We start from the raw sequence: 21,973 nt of genomic DNA, 5'->3' as shown, positions 1-21,973 counted from the left end.
TCCCATGTCCCACCCGCCGGCCGCACCCCGGGTGCTCGCCGTGATCCCCGCGCGCGGCGGCTCCAAGGGCGTGCCCGCGAAGAACCTCGCCCCCGTCGGCGGCGTGCCCCTGGTGGCGCGCGCCGTGCGCGAGTGCCGGGCCGCGCGGCACGTCACGGACGTCGTCGTCTCCACCGACGACCCGGCCATCGCCGCCGCCGCCCGGCAGGCCGGCGCGGAGGTCGTGCTGCGGCCCGCCGCCCTCGCCGGCGACACCGCCACCTCGGAAGCGGCCGTCCTGCACGCCCTGAACGCCCACGAGGCCCTGCACGGCGCCCCCGTCGACGTCGTCCTGCTCGTGCAGTGCACCAGCCCGTTCCTGCTCCGCGAGGACGTCGACGGGGTGGCCGCCGCGGTCGCCGGCCGGGGCGCCGACACCGCGGTCACGGTAGCTCCCTTCCACGGCTTCCTCTGGCGGGACGCGGCGGACGGCGCCCCCGCCGCGGGGCCCGCCCACGACGGCGGTGGCGCCGCCACCGGTGCCGCGGGGCCCGCCCACGACGGCGGTGGCGCCGCAACCGGAGGCCACGGCGTCAACCACGACAAGTCCTTCCGCCCCCGCCGCCAGGACCGTCCCCAGGACTTCCTGGAGACCGGCGCCGCCTACGCCATGGACGCGGCCGGCTTCCGCGCGCACCGGCACCGCTTCTTCGGCCGCACCGAACTCGTCCGCACCGACCCGGCCCGCGTGCTGGAGATCGACGACCCGCACGAGCTCGCCCGCGCCCGCGCCCTCGCGCCGCTCCTCGACACGGCCCTCCCCCACGCTCCCCTTCGCCCGGGCGGGGGGACCCCCGCCGGCGCCCTCCCGACCGCCGACGACATCGACGCGGTCGTCCTCGACTTCGACGGCACCCAGACCGACGACCGGGTGCTGATCGACTCCGCCGGACAGGAGTTCGTCGCCGTGCACCGCGGCGACGGGCTCGGCATCGCCGCCCTGCGCAGGAGCGGACTGAAGCTGCTCGTCCTGTCCACCGAACAGAACCCGGTCGTCGCCGCCCGCGCGAACAAGCTCCGGCTGCCCGTGCTGCACGGCGTCGACCGCAAGGACCTCGCACTCAAGCAGTGGTGCGAGGAGCAGGGCATCGCGCCGGAGCGCGTGCTCTACGTCGGCAACGACGTCAACGACCTCCCGTGCTTCGCCCTCGTCGGCTGGCCCGTGGCGGTCGCCAGCGCCCACGACGTCGTACGCGGCGCCGCCCGTGCCGTCACCACCCTGCGCGGTGGCGACGGCGCGATCCGGGAGATCGCCGGCTGGATCCTCGGCCCCTCCCTCGATTCCCTCCCCACGTAAGGAAACCCCGGTCATGAGCACCAACTCCCGCATCCGCACCCTCGGCCCCCGCGAGGCCGGACCCGGCCGCCCCGTGTACATCACCGGCGAGATCGGCATCAACCACAACGGCGACATCGAGAACGCGTTCAAGCTGATCGACGCCGCCGCCGAGGCCGGCTGCGACGCCGTCAAGTTCCAGAAGCGCACGCCTGAGATCTGCACCCCGCGCGACCAGTGGGACATCGAGCGCGACACCCCCTGGGGCCGGATGACGTACATCGACTACCGCCACCGCGTGGAGTTCGGCGAGGAGGAGTACCGCCAGATCGACGCCTACTGCAAGAAGAAGGGCATCGACTGGTTCGCCTCCCCGTGGGACACCGAGGCCGTCGCCTTCCTGGAGAAGTTCGACGTCCCCGCCCACAAGGTCGCCTCCGCCTCCCTCACCGACGACGAGCTGCTGCGCGCCCTGCGCGCCACCGGCCGCACCGTCATCCTGTCCACCGGCATGTCGACGCCCCGGCAGATCCGGCACGCCGTCGAGGTCCTGGGCAGCGACAACATCCTGCTCTGCCACGCCACCTCCACCTACCCGGCGAAGGCCGAGGAGCTCAACCTCCGGGTCATCAACACCCTCCAGCAGGAGTACCCGAACGTCCCGATCGGCTACTCCGGCCACGAGACCGGCCTGCAGACCACCCTCGCCGCCGTCGCCCTCGGTGCCGCGTTCGTCGAGCGCCACATCACCCTCGACCGCGCCATGTGGGGCTCCGACCAGGCCGCCTCCGTCGAGCCGCAGGGCCTGAGCCGCCTGGTCCGCGACATCCGCACCATCGAGGCGTCCCTCGGCGACGGCGTGAAGAAGGTCTACGAGTCCGAGCGGGGCCCGATGAAGAAGCTGCGCCGCGTCACCGGCGTGGTCGCCGAGGCGGAGATCGCCGCGGCCGCGGGCGAACCGCTCTCCGTCTGACCCGCCCCACCTCCCCACCCCCACGACGACGGGAACGGTCGTACGTCGATGAGCCCCCGCGCCGGCCGGCCCGGCCCCCACACCCTCGCCTTCGTCGAGAGCCCGGTACAACTGCTCAACGTGCTGGAGTGGGCGCACGCGCACGCGCCCGGAGTGGGGCTCACCCTCGTGGTGCTGTCCCCGGTCGACCCGATGACCCGCGGCCAGCTGCGCCGGATGGCGGAGCTGGCCCGCGAGGAGGGCCACCGGGTCCGCTGGGAGGAGGCCCGCGCGGGAGCGGCCGCTCCGCTGCACACCGTCGGCGGACTGACCGGGCCGCTGCGCCGCGCCACCCGCGTCGTCCTCGGCGACCCCTTCTCGCGCTACGTCCAGCTGCTGCTGACGATCACCCGGGCCCGGGACGTCGTCGTGGTCGACGACGGCACCGCGACCATGGAGTTCGTCGGCCAGCTGGCCCGCGGCGAACGCCTGGTGCGCTGGCACCGCAAGGGCGGCCGCCGCGGTCCCCGGGACCTGCTGCTCGCCCCCGTGTCCGCCGCCGCCCGGCGCCGGCTCACCCCGGGCGGGGGACGCACCGTGGAGGTCTTCACCTCCATGCCCATGGCGGACACCCCGCCCGGGGTCACCGTCCGCGCCCACACCTTCGCCTGGACCCGGGCCCGCTTCGGCCCGCCCCGCATCATCCGGGGCGCCGACCTGGTCGGCACGTCCCTGGTGGAGACCGGCGTGGTGGACGGCGACGCCTATCTGGAGGCCGTCCGCTCGCTGGCGGGGACGCACGGCGCCCGGCGCTACTTCGCGCACCGCCGCGAGAGCGCGGTGAAACTCCACCGGCTCGCGGTCGAGACGGGACTGGAGATCGTCCGTCCCGAGCTCCCCCTGGAGCTGATCGCCCGTCGCGGGCCCATCGGCCGCACCGTCCTCAGCTTCCCCTCCACGGTCGTCCACACCCTGCCGCTCGCCCTGACCGGCACGGAGGTCCGGGTGACGGTCTGCGACATCGACCCGGCCTGGCTGACCCGGACGGCCTCCCCCCGCGCCCAGGGCTTCCTGTCCGGTGTGACGGACTCCGCGCGGGCCGTGCACCGGCTGCCGTCGGCGGCGCCCGTCCGGCCGTAGGACCCCCGCCGCCGGCCCCGCACCCGCCCGCCCCCCGGACGGCCCCCCGGTGTCCGCCAGATGAACCGGTCCGCGTGGGCTGGGCCGGGCGTGGTATCCGTGAAGAGGTGGGTGGGTGCCGGAGCCACTGGTGCGGCAGTGGCGGACGTCACGTTCCGGCAGGTCACAGGGCCTCGACCTCCGCAAAAGGGCGGCGAGTTTACCCATCCCGATGGACGGCTATGCGTAGGGCGGCGGATTTTTCTTCCCCTGACGGACTGATTTTTCTTGATCGAGGGTCAGTGGTCGGCTCCGGCGCCCTACTCTTCAAAGGGTGAAACCACTGATGTCACTGGAGTCCGAGGTCGACCTCCCCGGCGGAGCGGTGCTCCCCGGAGCGTTGCCCGAGGCCCTGCGTGCCGAGCTCGTCGCGTTCCGCCGCGACCTGCACATGCACCCGGAGCTCGGCAACCAGGAGTTCCGCACCACCGCCGCGATCAAGGAACGTCTGGAGCAGGCCGGTCTCCGGCCGCGCGTACTCTCCAGCGGGACCGGCGTGATCTGTGACATCGGGGCCGACGACGAGGCGGGCACCGACGCGGCGATGCTGGCCCTGCGCGCCGACATCGACGGCCTGCCCATCCCCGACACGAAGACCGGGTGCCCCTACCGGTCCACCGTGCCGGACCGCGCCCACGCCTGCGGGCACGACGTGCACACCACCGTGGTGCTCGGCACCGGTCTCGTCCTCGCCGAGCTGCACCGGCAGGGACTGCTGCCCCGCCCCGTCCGGCTGATCTTCCAGCCCGCCGAGGAGGTGCTGCCCGGCGGCGCCGCCGAGGCCATCGCGGACGGCGCCCTCGAAGGCATCGGCCGGATCCTCGCCGTGCACTGCGACCCCCGCGTCGACGCCGGCAGGATCGGACTGCGCCAGGGCCCCATCACCTCCGCCTGCGACCGGCTGGAGATCGCCCTCGACGGCCCCGGCGGTCACACCGCCCGCCCGCACCTGACCACCGACCTGGTCACCGCCGCCGCCCGCGTCGTCACCGACGTGCCCGCGCTCGTCGGCCGGCGCGTCGACAGCCGCAGCGGACTCGCCGTGACCTGGGGCAGGATCGAGTCGGGCCACGCCCCCAACGTCATCCCGCAGCACGCCGAACTCTCCGGCACCGTGCGCTGCCTGGACCTGGAGACCTGGCGGCAGGCCCCCGACGTGGTGGTGGCCGCCATCGACGAGGTGGCCAACCTGCACCGCGCCAAGTCGGAGATCAACTACGTGCGCGGCGTCCCGCCGGTCGTCAACGAGGCCGGCGCCACCGAGCTGCTGCGCGACGCCATGATCGCCCGGCGCGGGGTGGACTCCGTCGAGGGCACCGAACAGAGCCTCGGCGGTGAGGACTTCTCCTGGTACCTGGAGCGCGTCCCCGGCGCGATGGCCCGCCTCGGCGTCCGCCCGCCCGGCGAGCGCACCGTGCGCGACCTGCACCAGGGCAACTTCGACGTGGACGAACACGCGATCACCGTCGGCGTGGAGCTCTTCACCGCCGCGGCCCTCCTCGACGCCCTCCGCTAGGGGTGTCTGACCGATGCCCTCACCGTCACCTCCCCCGCCCGCTCCGCTTGCGGGCGCGGCGGGGGAGGTGCAGCGTGGGGCGCGTGCAGGCACGCGCGTCATGCCGGTCGTCCGGTTCGGTCCCCTACGGCCCCCTGGTTCACAAGGGCGTAACCGGCCATCGGCACGAATGGATAACGGCCCCGCGGAACCCCGTTCCCAGGAGGTTCTACGCGCGTTAATGTGCGCCGAACCGAGCGCCCGCTGCGGGGCTTTGGAGAATGGGGACTTCAGATGCGTCGGATATCCACACTGACCCGCGCCGCGGTGGGGGTCGCCTCGCTCGCACTCGCCGCCACCGCCTGTGGCGGAACCAGCAGTGACAGCAACGACAGCGGTGGCTCCAAGGAGGACCTCGGCGTCGCCATCGCCTACGACATCGGCGGCAAGGGCGACCAGTCCTTCAACGACGCCGCATACGCGGGTCTGACCAAGGCCAAGGACGAGTTCGGCTACAAGACCGCGGACGTGGAGCCCACCGAGGGCGAGACCGACGCGGACAAGGAGCAGCGCCTGTCCTCGCTGGCCAAGCAGGGCTACGACCCCGTCATCGGCGTCGGCTTCGCCTACGGCCCCGCCATGGAGGCCGTGGCGGCCAAGTACCCCGACACCACCTTCGGCATCGTCGACTCCGTCGTCGAGGGCGACAACGTCGCCTCCCTGGTCTTCGCCGAGGAGCAGGCCTCCTACCTCGCCGGTGTCGCCGCCGCCAAGGCCACCAAGACCAAGACCGTCGGCTTCGTGGGCGGCGTGGACATCCCGCTGATCCACAAGTTCCAGGCCGGCTACGAGCAGGGCGTGAAGGACACCGACCCCGCGGTCAAGGTGATCCCGCAGTACCTGACGCAGACCGCCGAGGAGGGCGGCTTCTCCAGCCCGGACAAGGGCAAGGCCGCCGCCGAGGGCCAGATCGAGAAGAAGGCCGACGTCATCTACCAGGCGGCCGGCCTGTCCGGCCAGGGCGTCATCGAGGCCGCCGCCAAGGCGAAGGTCTGGGCGATCGGCGTCGACTCCGACCAGTACAAGCAGGAGGCCCTCGCCCCGTACAAGGACTACATCCTCACCTCCGCCCTCAAGGACGTCGGCGGCGCGGTGTACGCCCTGTCGAAGTCGGTCCAGGACGACAAGCCGCTGACCGGCACCCAGGTCTTCGACCTCAAGGTGGACGGTGTCGGCCTCTCCGACAGCAACCCGAAGATGGCCGAGGTCGCCGGTCTGACGGACGCCGTGGCCAAGGCCGAGGAGGGCATCACCTCCGGCTCCATCAAGGTCAGGACCGAGTAGTCACCCCGACACGGACCTTCCGTACGAAGCGGGCGGGCGCCCCGGGCGCCCGCCCGCTTCGCCGTTCCCGCCCCCGCTCACCCACCGCCACCCTCCGTTCGCGAACGGCAAGGCCCTGACCACGGCTCGGGGCCGGGTTGGGCACGGGCGGATAACAAGGTGGACAGAAGGGGTTTTCAGGCAGGTCTACGCGCGTTAATCTGCGGCAAAGCCAGCGCCGTAGCTGAACCGTCCCGGCGCTTTGTACGACTAGGAGCACCACACATGCGCCGGATTTCCCGGATCACGGTCGCAGGCGCAGCGACCGCCTCCCTGGCCCTCGCCCTCTCCGCCTGCGGCGGCACCTCCACCTCCTCGGACTCCTCCTCGGACGCCAAGGGCGACAAGGGCCTCGCCATCGCCTACGACGTCGGCGGCAAGGGCGACCAGTCCTTCAACGACGCGGCCTACGCGGGCCTGGAGCTGGCGAAGAAGGAGTTCTCGTACGAGACGGCCGACGTCGAGCCCACCGACGGTGAGACGGACGCCGACAAGGAGCAGCGCCTGGCCTCGCTGGCCAAGCAGGGCTACAACCCGGTCATCGGTGTCGGCTACGCCTACGCCTCCGCCGTCAAGGGTGCCGCCGAGAAGTACCCGGACACCACCTTCGGCATCGTCGACGACGCCACGGTCGAGGCCGACAACGTGGCGGACCTGGTCTTCTCCGAGGAGCAGGCCTCCTACCTCGCCGGTGTCGCCGCCGCCGAGTCCACCAAGACCGACGTGGTCGGCTTCGTGGGCGGCGTGGACATCCCGCTGATCCACAAGTTCCGCGCCGGCTTCGAGCAGGGCGTCAAGGACACCGACCCCAAGGTCAAGGTCATCTCGCAGTTCCTGACCCAGACCGCGGAGGAGGGCGGCTTCTCCAGCCCCGACAAGGGCAAGTCCGCCGCCGAGGGCCAGATCGAGAAGAAGGCCGACGTCGTCTACGCGGCCGCCGGTCTGTCCGGCCAGGGTGTCATCGAGGCCGCCGCCGCCAACAAGGTGTGGGCGATCGGTGTCGACTCCGACCAGTACAAGCAGGAAGCCCTCGCCAAGTACAAGGACTCGATCCTCACCTCGGCGATGAAGGACGTCGCCAAGGCGGTGTACAACCTGGCGAAGTCGGTCGAGGACGGAAAGCCCGCGACCGGTATCGTCAAGGGCGATCTCAAGACGGGTGAGGTGAGCCTGTCGAACTCCAACCCGAAGTTCGCGGACGACGCCGAGCTCCAGGAAGCCATCAAGACGGCCAAGGAGAAGATCATCAGCGGCGAGATCAAGGTCAAGTCGAGCTGATCAACCCCCTGAACCACCGCGGGGTCGCGACCACTCGACGGGGTACGAGGAGCCAGGCTCCTCGTACCCCGTCGGTCAGGGGCGCCACCCCTTTGTATGCCGTAGGGGCGCTACGCGCGTAGACGGCCCCCGTCCCCAGGAGAGTGCGTCATCAACGCGTCCAGCAGCCCTCCGGCCGGAGCGGCGGTCAACGATTCGGTGACCGCCGTGGAGCTCGCCGGGATCACCAAGCGGTTCCCCGGTGTCGTCGCCAACCACGACATCCACCTCACGGTCCGCAAGGGCACCGTCCACGCCCTCGTCGGTGAGAACGGCGCCGGCAAGTCGACCCTGATGAAGATCCTCTACGGCATGCAGAAGCCGGACGAGGGCACCATCACGGTCCACGGCGAACAGGTGAGCTTCTCCTCGCCCGCCGACGCCATCGCCCGCGGCATCGGCATGGTGCACCAGCACTTCATGCTCGCCGACAACCTCACCGTGCTCGAGAACGTCGTCCTCGGCAGCGAGAAGCTCCACGGCATCGGCGGCAGGGCCCGCCGCCGGATCAAGGAACTCTCCGAGCGCTACGGCCTCGACGTCCGCCCCGACCTGCTGATGGAGGAGCTGGGCGTCGCCGCCCGCCAGCGCGTGGAGATCCTCAAGGTCCTCTACCGCGGCGCCACCACCCTGATCCTCGACGAGCCCACCGCCGTCCTCGTGCCGCAGGAGGTCGACGCGCTCTTCGACAACCTGCGCGAGCTCAAGGCCGAGGGCCTGTCGGTCATCTTCATCTCCCACAAGCTGGGCGAGGTCCTCTCCGTCGCCGACGAGATCACCGTCATCCGCCGCGGCACGACGGTCGGCACCGCCGTACCCGCCGAGACCACCCCGCGCCAGCTCGCCGAGCTGATGGTGGGCAGCGAACTGCCGACGCCGGAGACCGCCGAGTCCACGGTCACCGACCGCCCCGTCATCACCGTCGACAAGCTGCGCCTGGCCGCCCCCGGCGGCAAGGCCCTCCTGGACGACATCACCTTCACCATCCACGAGGGCGAGATCCTCGGCATCGCGGGTGTCGAGGGCAACGGCCAGACCGAACTGGTCGACGCCCTCATCGGCCTGCGCCCGGCCGACTCCGGTGTCATCCGGCTGGCCGACGAGGAGATCACCTCCTGGGCCACCCGCAAGCGCCGCGAGCAGGGCATCGGCTACATCCCCGAGGACCGCCACCGCCACGGCCTGCTCCTGGAGGCCCCCCTCTGGGAGAACCGCATCCTCGGCCACGTCACCGAGCGGCCCAACGCCAAGGGCGTCTGGCTGGACCCGAAGGCCGCCCAGGAGGACACCCGCCGCATCGTCCAGACGTACGACGTCCGCACCCCGGGCATCGACGTCACCGCGGCCTCGCTGTCCGGCGGCAACCAGCAGAAGCTGATCGTCGGCCGCGAGATGAGCCACAAGCCGCGCTTCCTGATCGCCGCCCACCCCACCCGCGGTGTGGACGTCGGCGCGCAGGCCGCGATCTGGGACCACATCCGTGAGGCCCGCCGCGAGGGCCTGGCCGTGCTGCTGATCTCCGCCGACCTGGACGAGCTCATCGGTCTGTCCGACACCCTCCGGGTGATCTACGACGGCAAGCTGGTCGCGGACGCCGACCCCGCCACCATCACCCCGGAGGAACTCGGCACCGCCATGACCGGCGCGGCCGAGGGCCACCTCGAACACGACGAGACCCCCGAGACCCCGGCCGACCTGTCCAAGTCGGCCGAGTCTCCGGAAGACGAGGCCCGCTGATGAAGAAGTTCGACAAGGAGCGCGTGCTCCTCGCGGTGGCCGGGCCGGTCATCGCGCTGGCCGTGGCCTTCGTGCTCAGCGCGATCGTGCTGCTCGCCTCCGGCAAGAACCCGGTCGAACCGTTCGCCCTGATGTTCGAGCAGGCCGGTTTCTCGGACATCCAGGTCCTGATCATCAACCAGGCGTCGATGTACTACATCGCCGCCCTCGCGGTCGCCATCGGCTTCCGGATGAACCTGTTCAACATCGGCGTCGACGGCCAGTACCAGCTCGGCGCCATGATGGCCGCCATCGTCGGCGCCCACGCCGCCCTGCCGGCCGCCCTCCAGGTCCCGCTGCTGCTGCTCACCGCCGTGCTCACCGGCGCCTTCTGGGCCGGCATCGCCGGTGTCCTCAAGGTCACCCGGGGCGTCAGCGAGGTCGTCGCGACGATCATGCTCAACGCGATCGCGACCTCCGTCATCGGCTACCTGTGGCTGCCCACCGTCTTCGGCGTCAAGGTCGGCAACAACAACACCACCGGCGAGATGAACGAGTCCGGCTGGATCCCCGGCATCGACATGGGCGCGGCCGGCGAGATCTACGGCCTGGTCGTCCTCGCCGTCCTGCTCGGCATCGCCTACTGGGTCGTCCTCAACCGCACCCGCTTCGGCTTCGACCTGCGCGCCTCCGGCGCCTCCGAGTCCGCGGCCTCCGCCAGCGGTGTCGACCCCAAGCGCATGGTGCTCACCGCCATGCTGCTCTCCGGCGCCATCGCCGGCCTCGCGGGTCTGCCGATCCTCCTCGGCGACTCCCACACCTACAACCTGAACTTCCCCACCGGCATCGGCTTCCTCGGCATCGGCATCGCCCTCCTCGGCCGCAACAGCCCGGTCGGCATCGCCTTCGCCGCCCTGCTGTGGGCGTGGCTCGACAAGGCCTCGCCCGAGCTGGACTTCCACGGCTACGACAAGGAGATCGCGGTCATCATGCAGGGCCTGATCGTCCTCTCGGTCGTCGTCTCCTACGAGGCCGTCCGCGAGTGGGGCCTGCGCCGCCAGCAGCGCCGGGTCGGGGCCGAGCTCGCCGCAGGACACGTCCTCGGCGCCAACAACACCACGAAGGAGGTGGCCGGCCGATGACCGCTCCGACCACAGCGACCGACGTCAACCAGCCGTCGCTCGAGCACGCACCGCCGACCGGCCGCCGCATGTCGTGGCCCGTCCTGGCCCTGGTCGTCGCCGGAGCCCTGGCACTGGTCTCGATCGTCCGCCTGATCACCGGCGCGGACGGCATCACCAACGTCAGCCAGATGTCCACCGCCCTCCAGCTCGCCGTCCCGATCGGCCTCGCCGGCCTCGGCGGCCTGTGGGCCGAGCGCGCGGGCGTCGTGAACATCGGCCTCGAAGGCATGATGATCATGGGCACCTGGTTCGGTGCCTGGGCCGGCTTCCAGTGGGGTCCGTGGACCGGCATCCTCGTCGGCCTCATCGGCGGCGCGCTGGGCGGCCTGCTGCACGCGATCGTCACCGTCACCTTCAACGTCAACCACATCGTCTCCGGTGTGGCCATCAACATCCTCGCCCTCGGCGCCACCCGCTACCTCGCCCCGCTGGCCTTCGAGGGCCACCAGGGCGGCTCCGCCAAGCAGTCCCCGGCGGTCGAGTCCCTCGGCCACTTCACCGTGCCCGGACTCTCCGACGCGCTGAGCGACCTCAACGCCAAGGGCTGGTTCTTCGTCTCGGACGTCGCCGGCCTGCTCGGCGGACTGGTCACCAACGTCTCCTGGCTGACCCTGATCGCCGTCGCGCTCATCCCCGCCACCTGGTGGATCCTGTGGCGCACCGCGTTCGGCCTCAGGCTGCGCTCCTGCGGCGAGAACCCGGTCGCCGCCGAGTCCCTCGGCGTCAACGTCTACAAGTACAAGTACATCGCCGTGGTCATCTCCGGTGCCCTGGCCGGCCTCGGCGGTGTCTTCCTCTCCATCGTCGCCAACCCCTTCTACCTGGAGGGCCAGGTCAGCGGACGCGGCTTCATCGGCCTCGCCGCCATGATCTTCGGCAACTGGATGCCGGGCGGCCTCGCCATCGGCGCCGGCCTCTTCGGCTACACCGACAGCCTCAACCTGCGCGGCGGCTCCGCCAACGTGCACGCCCTGCTGCTGCTCGGCGCGCTGCTGCTGCTCATCGGCGCCATCTGGCTGGTCATCCGCAAGAAGTACGTCCACGCGGCCGTCACCCTGGTCATCGGTGGCCTCGTCTTCGCCTGGTACGCCGGCACCAACGAGGTCCCCAACCAGGTCGTCGCCGCCACGCCGTACGTCATCACCCTCGTGGTGCTCGCCCTCTCCGCCCAGCGGCTGCGCATGCCCAAGGCCAACGGCATGCCGTACCGGAAGGGGCAGGGCAAGTGACCGCGGCCGGCGTCGACTGGGAGGCGCTGCGCGCCGTGGCACGGGACGCCATGTCCCACGCCTACGCCCCCTACTCGGGCTACCGGGTCGGGGTCGCCGCCCTGGTCGACGACGGACGCACGGTCTCCGGCTGCAACGTGGAGAACGCCTCGTACGGACTCGGCCTGTGCGCCGAGTGCGGCATGGTCTCCGAACTGCACCGCACCGGGGGCGGCCGGCTCACGCACTTCACCTGCGTGGACGGCGACGGCCAGATCCTCGTCCCGTGCGGCCGCTGCCGCCAGCTGCTGTACGAGTTCGGCGGCCCGGCACTGCTGCTGGAGACCCCGGCGGGGATCGTGCCGCTGTCGGAGATGCTGCCCCAGGCCTTCGGCCCGCAGCACCTCACCAAGTAATGCCCGTGCGGCCCCTCCGGCCGACCGCCGACACCGTCGGCACGCCGGCCGGAGGGGCCGCGCCCTTCGCACCTCCGGAAGGAACGCCAGCCATGGCCATGGACGTCATCTCCGTCATCCGCACCAAGCGGGACCGCGGCGAACTCAGCGACGAGCAGATCGACTGGGTGATCGACGCGTACACCCGCGGGGAGGTGGCCGACGAGCAGATGTCGGCGCTCGCCATGGCGATCCTCCTCAACGGCATGAACCGGGGCGAGATCGCCCGCTGGACGGCCGCGATGATCGCCTCCGGCGAGCGCATGGACTTCTCGTCCCTGTCCCGCCCCACCGCCGACAAGCACTCCACCGGCGGTGTCGGTGACAAGATCACCCTTCCGCTGGCCCCCCTCGTCGCCGCCTGCGGCGCGGCCGTCCCGCAGCTCTCCGGGCGCGGCCTCGGCCACACCGGCGGCACCCTCGACAAGCTGGAGTCCATCCCCGGCTGGCGTGCCCTGCTCTCCAACGAGGAGATGCTGTCCGTCCTCGACGGCACCGGCGCGGTGATCTGCGCGGCCGGCGACGGCCTGGCCCCCGCCGACAAGAAGCTGTACGCGCTGCGCGACGTCACCGGCACGGTCGAGGCCATCCCGCTGATCGCCTCCTCGATCATGTCCAAGAAAATCGCCGAGGGCACCGGCTCCCTGGTCCTGGACGTGAAGGTCGGCACCGGCGCCTTCATGAAGACCATCGAGGACGCCCGCGAGCTGGCCCGCACGATGGTCGGCCTGGGCACCGACTCGGGCGTCAAGACGGTCGCCCTGCTCACCGACATGTCCACCCCGCTCGGCCTGACCGCGGGCAACGCGCTCGAGGTCCGCGAGTCGGTCGAGGTCCTGGCCGGCGGCGGCCCGGCGGACGTCGTCGAACTCACCCTCGCCCTGGCCCGCGAGATGCTCGACGCGGCCGGCCTGAAGGACGCCGACCCGGAGCGGGCCCTGGCCGACGGCTCCGCGATGGACGTCTGGCGCCGCATGATCGCGGCCCAGGGCGGCGACCCGGACGCGGAGCTGCCGGTCGCGCGCGAACAGCACGTCGTCAAGGCCCCGTCCTCCGGTGTCCTGACCCGCCTCGACGCCTACGACGTCGGCGTCGCCGCCTGGCGCCTCGGCGCGGGCCGCGCCCGCAAGGAGGACCCGGTGCAGGCGGGCGCGGGCGTCGAACTCCACGCCAGGCCCGGCGACACCGTGACCGAGGGCCAGCCCCTGCTGACCCTCCACACCGACACCCCGGACCGCTTCGACTACGCCCTGCGGGCGGTGGAGGGCTCCTACGACATCGCCGCTCCCGGCACGGACTTCACGGCCACCCCGGTCGTCCTGGAGCGCATCGCCTGACCAGGGCCATCCCCGCAGGCGTGCACGGGACCGGTGGACCCCCGCCGGTCCCGTGCGGCTCACCCGCGGCGACTCACCCCAGCAGCGCCGCCACCACCACCAGGACGGGCACCGACAGCACCGTCGACACCAGGACGGCCTCCCGGGCCAGGGTCTCGCCCACGCGGTAGCTGCTCGCGTAGGTGAAGAGGTTCTGCGCGGCGGGCAGGGCCGCGGTCACCACCACGTCCAGCAGGTGTGCGCCGCGCAGACCGAAGACGCCCACCGCCAGCGCCCAGGCGACGAGCGGCTGGCCCACCGCCTTCAGCCCCACGGCGAGGAGGACGGCACCCCGGTCACCGCCGCGCAGCGGCAGGCGGCTGCCCCGCAGCGAGATGCCGAAGGCGAGCAGCACGGCGGGCACCGCCATGTTGCCGATCAGGGTCACCGGGTCCCAGACCGGCCCGGGTATCTCCACTCCGGCCGCCGACACCGCCACCCCCGCCAGCGACCCCACCGCGATCGGATTGCGCAGCGGCGTCAGCAGGCGCCGCCACAGCGGCTGCTTCTCGCCCGCCGTCGACAGGTCCAGGATCGTCAGCGCGACCGGGGTGACCCCGATCAGCTGGAACAGCAGCACCGGCGCCACGAGCGAGGCGTCCCCGAGGACGTACACCGCGATCGGGATGCCCAGGTTGCCGGCGTTGACGTAGCTGGCGCACAGCGCGCCGACGGTGGTGCGGCCCACCCCCCAGCCGCGTACGGCCCCCACCGCGACGAAGACGCCCGCCACCGCCGCCGTGCTCAGCGCGGTGACCAGCAGCCGGCCGGAGAAGACCACCGACAGGTCGGCCCGGGCCAGCGTGGTGAACAGCAGGGCCGGGGACGCCACGTGGAACGCCAGCTTCGTCAGGACGTCACGTCCCTGCGCACCGAGGTGCCCCCGGCGGCCGATGACGTAGCCGACGCCGATGACGACGGCGATCACCAGGAACCCGCTCACCACGCCCTGCACGTCGGCTCCTCGCGACGGCGGAGGACACCGGACACCGGGGGTGGCGGGGATGATCTGTGACGCATACAGCCAACCCTCCGGGGGAGGCCGCGCCCGGGTCAATGTGATCCTTCCGGCGCCCCCTCACCGCTCGCGATGAGTTGCGGGGCCGCGGCCGGTCTACCGGTCGTGGACGCCATCACACCGCCCGTACTCGTGCTCAGCGGCCCCCTCACCCGGGACGAGGTGAGCGGCCCCTGCGACGCCCTGCGGGCGCTGCTGGACAGCGGCGGCGCGGAAGGCGCGGCCGCCGGTGTGGTGGTGTGCGACGTCGGCGGACTGGGGCCGCCCGGTCTCGCCGCCGTCGAACTCCTGGCACGGCTTCAGCTCACCGCCCGCCGCACGGGAGGCCGCATACGGCTGCGCGATCCCTCCCGGGCGCTATGCGCCCTGCTCGACCTCGTCGGCCTCCGCTTCGAGATGGAGGGGCAGCCCGAACAGCGGGAACCACCGCTGCGTGTCCAGGAAGCAGTGGAACCCGGTGATCCGGCCGTCTGAGATCTCCAGCACCTGGACCGCCCACGGGGTGAAGCCGCCGGCCTCCGGATCGGGCTTGTACTGCGCGAAGCCCGGCAGCCCGTTGACCTCCACCGGCAGCAGCCGGGAGCCCGCGCAGGGGGCGCCGAGCGTCGTCATGAAACCCGTGATGTCGTCGGCGCCGGTCAGCCACAGGTCGAACGGCGGCATCGTCATGACGGCGTCCTCGTGCAGCAGCGCGGTCAGGGCCGACATGTCATAGCCCTCGAACGCCGTCACGTAGCGCTCGAGCAGCTTCTGCTGTCCCTCGTCCAGCGGATCGGACACCGACGCCTCGTCGCCCGGCTGCCGCCGCTCGGCGAGGGTGGCCCGGGCCCGCTGGAGCGCGCTGTTGACCGACGCGACCGACGTGCCCAGCAGCTCGGCCACCTCGCTCGCCTTCCACGCCAGCACCTCGCGCAGGATCAGCACCGCACGCTGCTTGGCCGGCAGCTGCTGGAGCGCGGCCATGAAGGCCAGCCGCACCGACTCCTTGGCGACGGCGGCCTCCGCCGGGTCGGCGGGTGTGGGCAGCACCCGGGAGTCGGGCATCGGCTCCAGCCAGGTGCTGTCCGGGCGGGGGGACAGCGCGGCCTGCGCCAGCGGGGTGGACTCCGTCAGGTCCATCGGACGGGCCCGCTTGTTGCCCGCGGTGAGCATGTCCAGGCACACGTTGGTCGCGATGCGGTAGAGCCAGGAGCGCAGGCTGGAGCGGCCCTCGAACCTGTCGTGGCTGCGCCAGGCGCGGATCATGGTGTCCTGCACCGCGTCCTCCGCCTCGAAGGACGAGCCGAGCATCCGGTAGCAGTAACCGGTCAGTTCGACCCGGTACTTCTCCAGCGTGGCGTCCAGGTCGGTCGTCGTCGCCGTGCCGTTCGTCATCGTCCACCCACCCCATGTGGCGTCCCGTGGCGCGCCGTCGCACCCACTCCTCCGGAAGCTACCGCAGCCCACTGACAACGGCCCGCCGGCCGGGCGAAACCGCAGGTGAGAGGCTGTCCCCGCCGAGGTGGGGCGGGGTGTGCCGAGGTGCGCCGAGGCCGGGGCGAGGCGCGTCGGGCCGGGCGCGGGGCGTCAGGCCGTCCGTGCCACGGCCGCCCGCGCCGCCGCCCGCGTCCCGGCCAGGGTGATCGCCGCGACGCCGGCCACGGCCACCAGCCCGACCGCCACCGTCCCGGCCCAGCCGCCCGCGTGGAACGCCATGGCCCCCACCGCGCTCCCCGCGCTCGATCCGACGTAGTACGCGGACTGGTACAGCGCCGCCGCCTGCGCCCGCCCCTCGTCCGCCGTCCTGCCCACCGCCGACGACGCCACCGCGTGCCCCGCGAAGAACCCCGCCGTGATCAGCACCAGTCCGAGCAGCACCACCGGCAGCGACCCCGCCAGCGACAGCACCAGTCCCACCGCCGTGGTCCCGCCGCCCGCGTACAGCGCGCCCCGGCGCCCCAGCCGCCCCACCAGCCGCCCGGCGGCCGAGGCGGACACCGTGCCCACCAGGTACACCAGGAAGACCGACCCGACGACCCCCTGCGGCAACGAGAACGGCGCCTCCGTCAGCCGGTATCCGATGACCGTGTACACGCCCCCGAACACCGTCATGAACAGGGCGCCGATCGCGAACAGCCGCCGCAGCAGGGGGTTGGCCAGATGACGGCGGACCGTACCCGCCAGCACCCGCGGCCGCAGCGAGCCCGGCCGGAAGTGCCTCGGCGCCGGCAGCAGCAGCCGGAACGCGACCGCGCAGACCACGGCGAGCAGCCCGATCGCCCCGACGGCGACCCGCCAGCCCCACTCCTGCGCCACCCAGCCGGTGATCACCCGGCCGCTCATCCCGCCGACGCTGTTCCCGGCCACGAACAGCCCGATCGCCGTCACCAGCGCCTTCGGCGTGACCTCCTCCGCCAGATAGGCGGTCGCCGAGGCGGGCAGTCCGGCCAGGGCAGCGCCCTGCAGCGCCCGCAGCGCCACCAGCGCCCCGAGCGACGGGGCGAACGGCACCAGCAGGCCCAGCGTCACCGCGACGGCCAGCGACACGGTCATGACCGTACGCCGTCCGAACCGCTCCGACAGCGCGCTCATCGGCAGCACGAACAGCGCCAGGCCGCCGGTCGCCGCGGACACCGTCCAGCTCGCGTCGCTCGCGCTCACCGCGAAGTCGCCGGAGATCAGCGGCAGCAGCGCCTGGGTGGAGTAGAGCAGCGCGAAGGTCGCGACACCCGCGAGGAACAGGGCGAGACTCATCCGGCGGTAACCGGGCCCGCCCGGGGACATCCGGGTCGCGGAGACGGGCGGCAGGGCGGCGGAGGAAACGGATGCGACGGCGCCCACGCTGGTGGACGCCCCGGTACTGGCGGGAGTCATGCCTCAAAGCTACGTACGCCCCCGCTCATCCGTCCAATGCACGGAATCGTCATAATCGTTCCCATGGTGCATCAGCAAAGGTCACGGGGCCGACTGTCACAGACCGGTGACACACACGACACGGACGACATGGTGCGACTGCTCGCCCCGCGCCTGGCCTGGTTCGCCGGCGTCGCCCGCACCGAGCACGTCACCCGCGCGGCCCAGGAGATGCAGGTACCGCAGTCCACGCTGTCGCGGGCCATGGTCCGCCTCGAAGAGGACCTGGGCGTCGACCTGTTCGCCCGTCACGGCCGCACCGTCTCCCTGACCCCCGCGGGCCGCACCTTCCTCGCCTCCGTCGAGCGCGCCCTCGCCGAGATCGAGCGCGCCGCCGACGACGTGCGCGCCGACGCCGACCCCGCCACCGGCAAGGTCGCCTTCGGCTTCCTGCACACCATGGGCGCCGAGACGGTGCCCGGCCTGCTGCACGCCTTCCGCGCCGACCATCCGCGCATCCGCTTCAGCCTCGTCCAGAACTACGGCGAGGCCATGCTGGAGCGCCTGCGCGCGGGCGACCTCGACCTGTGCCTGACCTCCCCGGTGCCCGACGCCCCCGACCTCGTCGCCCGCCGCCTCGACGAGCAGAAGCTCCGTCTGGTGGTGCCCGCCGACCACCGCCTCGCCGGGCGCCGCCGCATCCGCCTGGCCGAGGCCGCCGAGGAGAACTTCGTGACCCTGGAACCCGGTTACGGGCTGCGCCGCATCACCGACGACCTCTGCGCGCAGGCCGGCTTCACACCGCGCGTCTCCTTCGAGGGGGAGGAGGCCGAGACCCTGCGCGGCCTGGTGGCGGCGGGCCTGGGCGTGGCCCTCCTGCCGCCGCCCCCCTTCCCCCGCCCCGGAGTCGTGGAACTGACGGTCACCGCCCCCAGGGCGGCCAGGGAGATCGGCGTGGCCTGGCTGGCCGGCCACCCGGACACCCCGCCGGTGGCGGCCTTCAAGAAGTTCCTGCTCTCCAAGAGGGGCACCCTGCTGCCGCACTGAGGCGGGTGCGACGGCGCTACCGCCGCAGCGACTTCCCGAACCCCGCCGCGAGCGGCATCCGCAGCCCCAGTGGCGGAGGCGCCGCCAGGGCGTCCCGCACGGGCCGTGAGAACGCCTGCCCGAACAACGTCCCCATCACGAAGTCCTCGGCCAGCGCCAGTACTTCGTCGCGGTACTGGCTCAGCCCGTGCCCGTCCGCGTGCACCTCGAACCGGCACACCTCCCGGTTCGCCTTCTTCGCCCGCGCCGCGAGCCGGAACGACAACTCCGGGTCGGTGCGCGCGTCGTTCGTGCCGTGCACGATCAGCACGTGCCGGCCGGCGAGCTGTTTCACCGGTTCGGGTGGTGCCGCCACGTCCTCCTCGGGCAGCCAGGGGGCCAGCGCCAGCACGGAGCCGACGGCCTCGTGTCCCCCCGCGCGCAGCGCGGCCCTGCCGCCCATGCCGAGACCGGCCAGGCACACGGGGACGTCCCCGTAGCGCCGTACGGCCTCGTCGGCGGCCCAGGCGGCGTCGTGCGCGAGATGCGCCTCGCTGCCGTTCCAGCCCCGGTAGCGGTAGTGCACGACATGCGTGGCGAGGCCGCGGTCGCGCCCCGCGCGGGAGAGGCGGCGGCCGAGACCCCGTACGGACGCGGCCGCCACCATGGGGGAGGGTCTGCGGCCGGAGACCTCCTCGCCGCCGGGGAGCAGCAGCACCACTCCGCCCACCGCCGTCGGCTCCGGACCGAGCGCCCGCCCCAGCCGGGCCGTGCGGACCGGCGTCGCTTGCTGTGCCATGACAGAACATTCTCAGAAGCGGCGGGGTACCCGCCCCGTGCGTGCGGTCACCGTTACGTATCGACGCACGCGCCCACCGGTGATCTACGCGCGTAGGAGTTAGGGTGCGGCCATGACGAGCCAGACCAACGCGAACACCCCGACGACGGACCAGATCCGCCGGGCGCCCAAGGTCCTGCTGCACGACCACCTCGACGGCGGCCTGCGCCCCGGCACCGTCGTCGACCTGGCCCGCGAGACCGGCTACACCGGCCTCCCCGCGACCGACCCCGACAAGCTCGCCCTCTGGTTCCACCAGGCCGCCGACTCGGGTTCCCTGGAGCGGTACCTGGAGACCTTCTCGCACACCGTCGGCGTCATGCAGACCCGCGACGCGCTCGTGCGGGTCGCCGCCGAGTGCGCGGAGGACCTCGCCGAGGACGGTGTCGTCTACGCCGAGGTGCGCTACGCGCCCGAGCAGCACCTCGAGGGCGGGCTGACCCTCGAGGAGGTCGTCGAGGCGGTCGACGAGGGCTTCCGGCAGGGGGAGCTGCGCGCGAGGGAGAACGGCCGGCGCATCCGCGTCGGCGCCCTGCTCACCGCGATGCGGCACGCCGCCCGCGCCCTGGAGATCGCCGAACTCGCCAACCGCTACCGGGACCATGGCGTCGTCGGCTTCGACATCGCCGGCGCCGAGGCCGGCTACCCGCCCACCCGGCACCTCGACGCCTTCGAGTACCTGAAGCGGGAGAACAACCACTTCACCATCCACGCCGGCGAGGCGTTCGGCCTGCCGTCCATCTGGCAGGCGCTGCAGTGGTGCGGTGCCGACCGGCTCGGTCACGGGGTGCGCATCATCGACGACATCCACGTCCGTGACGACGGCACCGTCGAGCTGGGCCGGCTCGCCGCCTATGTCCGGGACAAGCGCATCCCGCTCGAACTGTGCCCGAGTTCCAACCTCCAGACCGGTGCGGCGGCCTCCTACGCCGAGCACCCCATCGGCCTGCTGCGCCGGCTGCACTTCCGGGCCACCGTGAACACCGACAACCGCCTCATGTCCCACACCAGCATGAGCCGGGAATTCGAGCACCTGGTCGAGGCTTTCGGTTACACGCTCGACGACATGCAGTGGTTCTCCGTCAATGCGATGAAATCAGCGTTCATTCCTTTCGATGAACGACTGGCCATGATCAATGACGTCGTCAAGCCCGGATATGCCGAGCTGAAATCCGAATGGTTGTTCCGTCAGACCGCCTCCACCAGCGGTTCTGCGGAATCGGAAGACTGAGCGCCGCGTTCTCGGGGAAACGTGGACACGGGCGGCGTCCACCATTCGTCCGCATTTCGCTGTTTGCGGTGACCGGCATCTCGTGTTTACGGTCGCAGCACCGCTCACATCCCCGTTTCCCATTTCGAGGACGCATTTTCATGAAGCAGTCTGCTGCCAAGACCCTCGGTGTCGCCGCTCTCGGTGCCGCCTTCGCCGCCGCCGGGGCGGGCGCCGCCAACGCGGCCCCTGCCGTCCCGGACGCCGCCCAGGCGCTGGACACCGTCACGCAGGCCGTCCCGGCGGAGCGGGTCGCCGGCGCGGTGCCGGGTTCGTCCGACGCGCTGTCGAAGGGCCAGGGCCTGACCGGCACCGGCATGTCGGCCGTGCAGCCGGTGGCCGAGAAGGCGGGCCCCGGCGTCCCGGCCGCCGGTCTCCTCGGCGGCCTGCCGCTGGGCCAGGTGCCCACCCAGGGCCTCAACGTCAACGGCGTACCGCTCGGCGGCTGACACCCACGGACACGGCCGATGGGGCGCACCCGGCAAGCGGGGTGCGCCCCATCGGCGTACGCGCGGGGAGACGGTCGGGCGGCGGTCACCAGGCGGTGCGGGCCTTGTCCTCCGAGGGCAACAGGATCCACAGCGCGATGTAGAGCAGGAACTGCGGTCCGGGAAGCAGACACGACGCCAGGAAGATCACCCGCATCGTGGTCGTGGAGGTGCCGAAGCGCCGGGCCAGCGCGGCGCACACTCCGCCGATCATCCGGTCGTTGGTGGGGCGGGCGGGGCGGCTCATCACGGGCTCCTTCGTCAGCGGGGAGGCCTCCTTGCCGGCTGCCTCTGTGCCCTCCACGTTACGGAGACGACGGTGGGAACGCGTCGCTCCACGGAGCGATGCCGACCCTGGGAATCGTCGGGGTCCGCCCCTGAGCCGGCTCCTCCGGGAGGAGGGCGGCGGCGATCCTGCGCGCGGCCCGACGGCGCAGCCAGGCCCGGCCCGCGGGCACCACGGCCGCGTGCGCGAGTGCCGCGCCGGCCGTGTTCAGCAGTACGGAGTCGACGTCCACCACCTGGCCGGGCACCACCGTCTGCAGCAGCTCGACGGCGAGCGAGACGAGGGCGGTCGCGGTCATGGTCCGGATCAGCGAACCCAGCCGGGACACCGCCAGCCGGCCCCCGGCCATCGGCAGCAGCACGCCCAGCGGCGCCAGCAGCGCCATCGCCTCGGCGGTCCGGCGCAGCCCCGTCGTCCAGCCCAGCGCGAAGTCGCCGCGGATGCCGTCGAACGGCCGGAGATTGGCGGGCATCACCCAGGGGACGTCCAGCGGGCGCAGCGTGTACCAGGCGACGAACGCGAGGTGCGCGGCCAGGAGGAGCCCCCCTGTCACACGGATGCGGGATGCGGCGGTGCCGCCGATGAAGCCTTGACGCTGCACGCTCCCCAAGACGCGGCGTTCGGCACGATCGGTT

The 21,973-nt window shown here is 72.3% G+C and carries 21 protein-coding genes; 15 read left to right on the top strand and 6 right to left on the bottom strand.

Features of this window, described 5'->3' with window-relative positions; translation table 11 throughout:
- Nucleotides 1-4 precede the first annotated feature (4 nt).
- The 11 genes from IE118_RS14415 (at nt 5) to IE118_RS14365 (ending at nt 13,541) form a co-directional block, all read left to right on the top strand.
- Nucleotides 5-1,336, top strand: coding sequence for an N-acylneuraminate cytidylyltransferase (locus IE118_RS14415; RefSeq protein WP_189558286.1), 1,332 nt, complete (start codon nt 5-7; stop codon nt 1,334-1,336).
- 13 nt (nt 1,337-1,349) lie between these two features.
- Nucleotides 1,350-2,288 (top strand): N-acetylneuraminate synthase family protein, encoded by a 939-nt coding sequence (locus tag IE118_RS14410; RefSeq protein ID WP_189558285.1) that lies wholly within the window; start codon nt 1,350-1,352, stop codon nt 2,286-2,288.
- A gap of 48 nt (nt 2,289-2,336) precedes the next feature.
- Nucleotides 2,337-3,407 carry a hypothetical protein gene (locus tag IE118_RS14405; protein WP_189558284.1) on the top strand — a complete coding sequence of 357 codons (1,071 nt, stop codon included), beginning with the start codon at nt 2,337-2,339 and terminating at the stop codon, nt 3,405-3,407.
- Nucleotides 3,408-3,732: 325 nt separating this feature from the next.
- Nucleotides 3,733-4,962 carry a M20 family metallopeptidase gene (locus IE118_RS14400; protein ID WP_189558640.1) on the top strand — a complete coding sequence of 410 codons (1,230 nt, stop codon included), beginning with the start codon at nt 3,733-3,735 and terminating at the stop codon, nt 4,960-4,962.
- 273 nt (nt 4,963-5,235) lie between these two features.
- Entirely contained in the window at nt 5,236-6,285 is a 1,050-nt protein-coding gene (locus IE118_RS14395; protein WP_189558283.1) for a BMP family lipoprotein, read from the top strand.
- 264 nt (nt 6,286-6,549) lie between these two features.
- A complete protein-coding gene (locus IE118_RS14390) occupies nt 6,550-7,602 on the top strand; it encodes a BMP family lipoprotein (RefSeq protein ID WP_189558282.1) in 1,053 nt (350 codons plus the stop codon).
- Between the two features lie 198 nt (nt 7,603-7,800).
- The gene (locus tag IE118_RS14385) at nt 7,801-9,378 is read left to right on the top strand and encodes an ABC transporter ATP-binding protein (protein WP_189558281.1); all 1,578 of its coding nucleotides are present in this window, start codon (nt 7,801-7,803) and stop codon (nt 9,376-9,378) included.
- Complete coding sequence (locus IE118_RS14380; RefSeq protein ID WP_189558280.1) at nt 9,378-10,499, top strand: ABC transporter permease; 1,122 nt, start codon at nt 9,378-9,380, stop codon at nt 10,497-10,499. The genes IE118_RS14385 and IE118_RS14380 overlap by 1 nt, the downstream gene beginning before the upstream one ends.
- Entirely contained in the window at nt 10,496-11,770 is a 1,275-nt protein-coding gene (locus IE118_RS14375) for an ABC transporter permease (RefSeq protein ID WP_189558279.1), read from the top strand. The genes IE118_RS14380 and IE118_RS14375 overlap by 4 nt, the downstream gene beginning before the upstream one ends.
- Entirely contained in the window at nt 11,767-12,165 is a 399-nt protein-coding gene (locus IE118_RS14370) for a cytidine deaminase (protein WP_189558278.1), read from the top strand. Before IE118_RS14375 ends, IE118_RS14370 begins: the two co-directional genes overlap by 4 nt.
- A gap of 98 nt (nt 12,166-12,263) precedes the next feature.
- Nucleotides 12,264-13,541, top strand: a complete 1,278-nt coding sequence (locus tag IE118_RS14365) for a thymidine phosphorylase (protein WP_189558639.1) — start codon at nt 12,264-12,266, stop codon at nt 13,539-13,541.
- A 73-nt stretch (nt 13,542-13,614) separates the two neighbouring features.
- On the opposite strand, the gene IE118_RS14360 is transcribed toward IE118_RS14365, so the two are convergent.
- The gene (locus IE118_RS14360; protein WP_189558277.1) at nt 13,615-14,535 is read right to left on the bottom strand and encodes an AEC family transporter; all 921 of its coding nucleotides are present in this window, start codon (nt 14,533-14,535) and stop codon (nt 13,615-13,617) included.
- A gap of 135 nt (nt 14,536-14,670) precedes the next feature.
- Between IE118_RS14360 and IE118_RS14355 the strand changes: the two genes are divergently transcribed.
- Nucleotides 14,671-15,072, top strand: a complete 402-nt coding sequence (locus IE118_RS14355; protein WP_189558276.1) for an STAS domain-containing protein — start codon at nt 14,671-14,673, stop codon at nt 15,070-15,072.
- Here the strand turns inward: IE118_RS14355 and IE118_RS14350 are convergent.
- Entirely contained in the window at nt 14,956-15,972 is a 1,017-nt protein-coding gene (locus tag IE118_RS14350) for a sigma-70 family RNA polymerase sigma factor (RefSeq protein ID WP_189558275.1), read from the bottom strand. The genes IE118_RS14355 and IE118_RS14350 overlap by 117 nt on opposite strands.
- 192 nt (nt 15,973-16,164) lie before the next feature.
- Nucleotides 16,165-17,451 (bottom strand): MFS transporter, encoded by a 1,287-nt coding sequence (locus IE118_RS14345; RefSeq protein ID WP_189558274.1) that lies wholly within the window; start codon nt 17,449-17,451, stop codon nt 16,165-16,167.
- 63 nt (nt 17,452-17,514) lie between these two features.
- Between IE118_RS14345 and IE118_RS14340 the strand changes: the two genes are divergently transcribed.
- A complete protein-coding gene (locus IE118_RS14340; RefSeq protein WP_189558273.1) occupies nt 17,515-18,477 on the top strand; it encodes a LysR family transcriptional regulator in 963 nt (320 codons plus the stop codon).
- Between the two features lie 16 nt (nt 18,478-18,493).
- On the opposite strand, the gene IE118_RS14335 is transcribed toward IE118_RS14340, so the two are convergent.
- Nucleotides 18,494-19,255: an alpha/beta hydrolase gene (locus IE118_RS14335; RefSeq protein WP_189558272.1), complete on the bottom strand. Its 762-nt coding sequence runs from the start codon at nt 19,253-19,255 to the stop codon at nt 18,494-18,496.
- A 112-nt stretch (nt 19,256-19,367) separates the two neighbouring features.
- Here IE118_RS14335 and IE118_RS14330 point away from each other — a divergent pair, with 112 nt between their 5' ends.
- The gene (locus IE118_RS14330; RefSeq protein ID WP_189558271.1) at nt 19,368-20,525 is read left to right on the top strand and encodes an adenosine deaminase; all 1,158 of its coding nucleotides are present in this window, start codon (nt 19,368-19,370) and stop codon (nt 20,523-20,525) included.
- A 140-nt stretch (nt 20,526-20,665) separates the two neighbouring features.
- A complete protein-coding gene (locus IE118_RS14325; protein ID WP_189558270.1) occupies nt 20,666-21,013 on the top strand; it encodes an ATP-binding protein in 348 nt (115 codons plus the stop codon).
- 85 nt (nt 21,014-21,098) lie between these two features.
- Here the strand turns inward: IE118_RS14325 and IE118_RS14320 are convergent, their stop codons facing one another.
- The gene (locus tag IE118_RS14320) at nt 21,099-21,299 is read right to left on the bottom strand and encodes a PspC domain-containing protein (RefSeq protein WP_189558269.1); all 201 of its coding nucleotides are present in this window, start codon (nt 21,297-21,299) and stop codon (nt 21,099-21,101) included.
- Between the two features lie 58 nt (nt 21,300-21,357).
- Nucleotides 21,358-21,939, bottom strand: coding sequence for a VanZ family protein (locus IE118_RS14315; RefSeq protein WP_189558268.1), 582 nt, complete (start codon nt 21,937-21,939; stop codon nt 21,358-21,360).
- Between the last annotated feature and the right edge of the window lie 34 nt (nt 21,940-21,973).

Source organism: Streptomyces pilosus, from assembly GCF_014649835.1.
GTDB classification, from domain to species: Bacteria; Actinomycetota; Actinomycetes; order Streptomycetales; family Streptomycetaceae; genus Streptomyces; species Streptomyces pilosus.
This window is presented reverse-complemented; position numbering and strand designations above follow the sequence as displayed.

What these genes read in the sequence shown, in the direction of transcription:
- IE118_RS14340 (WP_189558273.1), top strand. Translation starts at nt 17,515, where the DNA reads ATGGTGCATCAGCAAAGGTCACGGGGCCGACTGTCACAGACCGGTGAC.
- IE118_RS14350 (WP_189558275.1), bottom strand. Translation starts at nt 15,972, where the DNA reads ATGACGAACGGCACGGCGACGACGACCGACCTGGACGCCACGCTGGAG.
- IE118_RS14405 (WP_189558284.1), top strand. Translation starts at nt 2,337, where the DNA reads ATGAGCCCCCGCGCCGGCCGGCCCGGCCCCCACACCCTCGCCTTCGTC.
- IE118_RS14375 (WP_189558279.1), top strand. Translation starts at nt 10,496, where the DNA reads ATGACCGCTCCGACCACAGCGACCGACGTCAACCAGCCGTCGCTCGAG.
- IE118_RS14410 (WP_189558285.1), top strand. Translation starts at nt 1,350, where the DNA reads ATGAGCACCAACTCCCGCATCCGCACCCTCGGCCCCCGCGAGGCCGGA.
- IE118_RS14400 (WP_189558640.1), top strand. Translation starts at nt 3,733, where the DNA reads ATGTCACTGGAGTCCGAGGTCGACCTCCCCGGCGGAGCGGTGCTCCCC.
- IE118_RS14415 (WP_189558286.1), top strand. Translation starts at nt 5, where the DNA reads ATGTCCCACCCGCCGGCCGCACCCCGGGTGCTCGCCGTGATCCCCGCG.
- IE118_RS14325 (WP_189558270.1), top strand. Translation starts at nt 20,666, where the DNA reads ATGAAGCAGTCTGCTGCCAAGACCCTCGGTGTCGCCGCTCTCGGTGCC.
- IE118_RS14395 (WP_189558283.1), top strand. Translation starts at nt 5,236, where the DNA reads ATGCGTCGGATATCCACACTGACCCGCGCCGCGGTGGGGGTCGCCTCG.
- IE118_RS14380 (WP_189558280.1), top strand. Translation starts at nt 9,378, where the DNA reads ATGAAGAAGTTCGACAAGGAGCGCGTGCTCCTCGCGGTGGCCGGGCCG.
- IE118_RS14335 (WP_189558272.1), bottom strand. Translation starts at nt 19,255, where the DNA reads ATGGCACAGCAAGCGACGCCGGTCCGCACGGCCCGGCTGGGGCGGGCG.
- IE118_RS14355 (WP_189558276.1), top strand. Translation starts at nt 14,671, where the DNA reads ATGAGTTGCGGGGCCGCGGCCGGTCTACCGGTCGTGGACGCCATCACA.
- IE118_RS14330 (WP_189558271.1), top strand. Translation starts at nt 19,368, where the DNA reads ATGACGAGCCAGACCAACGCGAACACCCCGACGACGGACCAGATCCGC.
- IE118_RS14345 (WP_189558274.1), bottom strand. Translation starts at nt 17,451, where the DNA reads ATGACTCCCGCCAGTACCGGGGCGTCCACCAGCGTGGGCGCCGTCGCA.
- IE118_RS14390 (WP_189558282.1), top strand. Translation starts at nt 6,550, where the DNA reads ATGCGCCGGATTTCCCGGATCACGGTCGCAGGCGCAGCGACCGCCTCC.
- IE118_RS14320 (WP_189558269.1), bottom strand. Translation starts at nt 21,299, where the DNA reads ATGAGCCGCCCCGCCCGCCCCACCAACGACCGGATGATCGGCGGAGTG.
- IE118_RS14365 (WP_189558639.1), top strand. Translation starts at nt 12,264, where the DNA reads ATGGACGTCATCTCCGTCATCCGCACCAAGCGGGACCGCGGCGAACTC.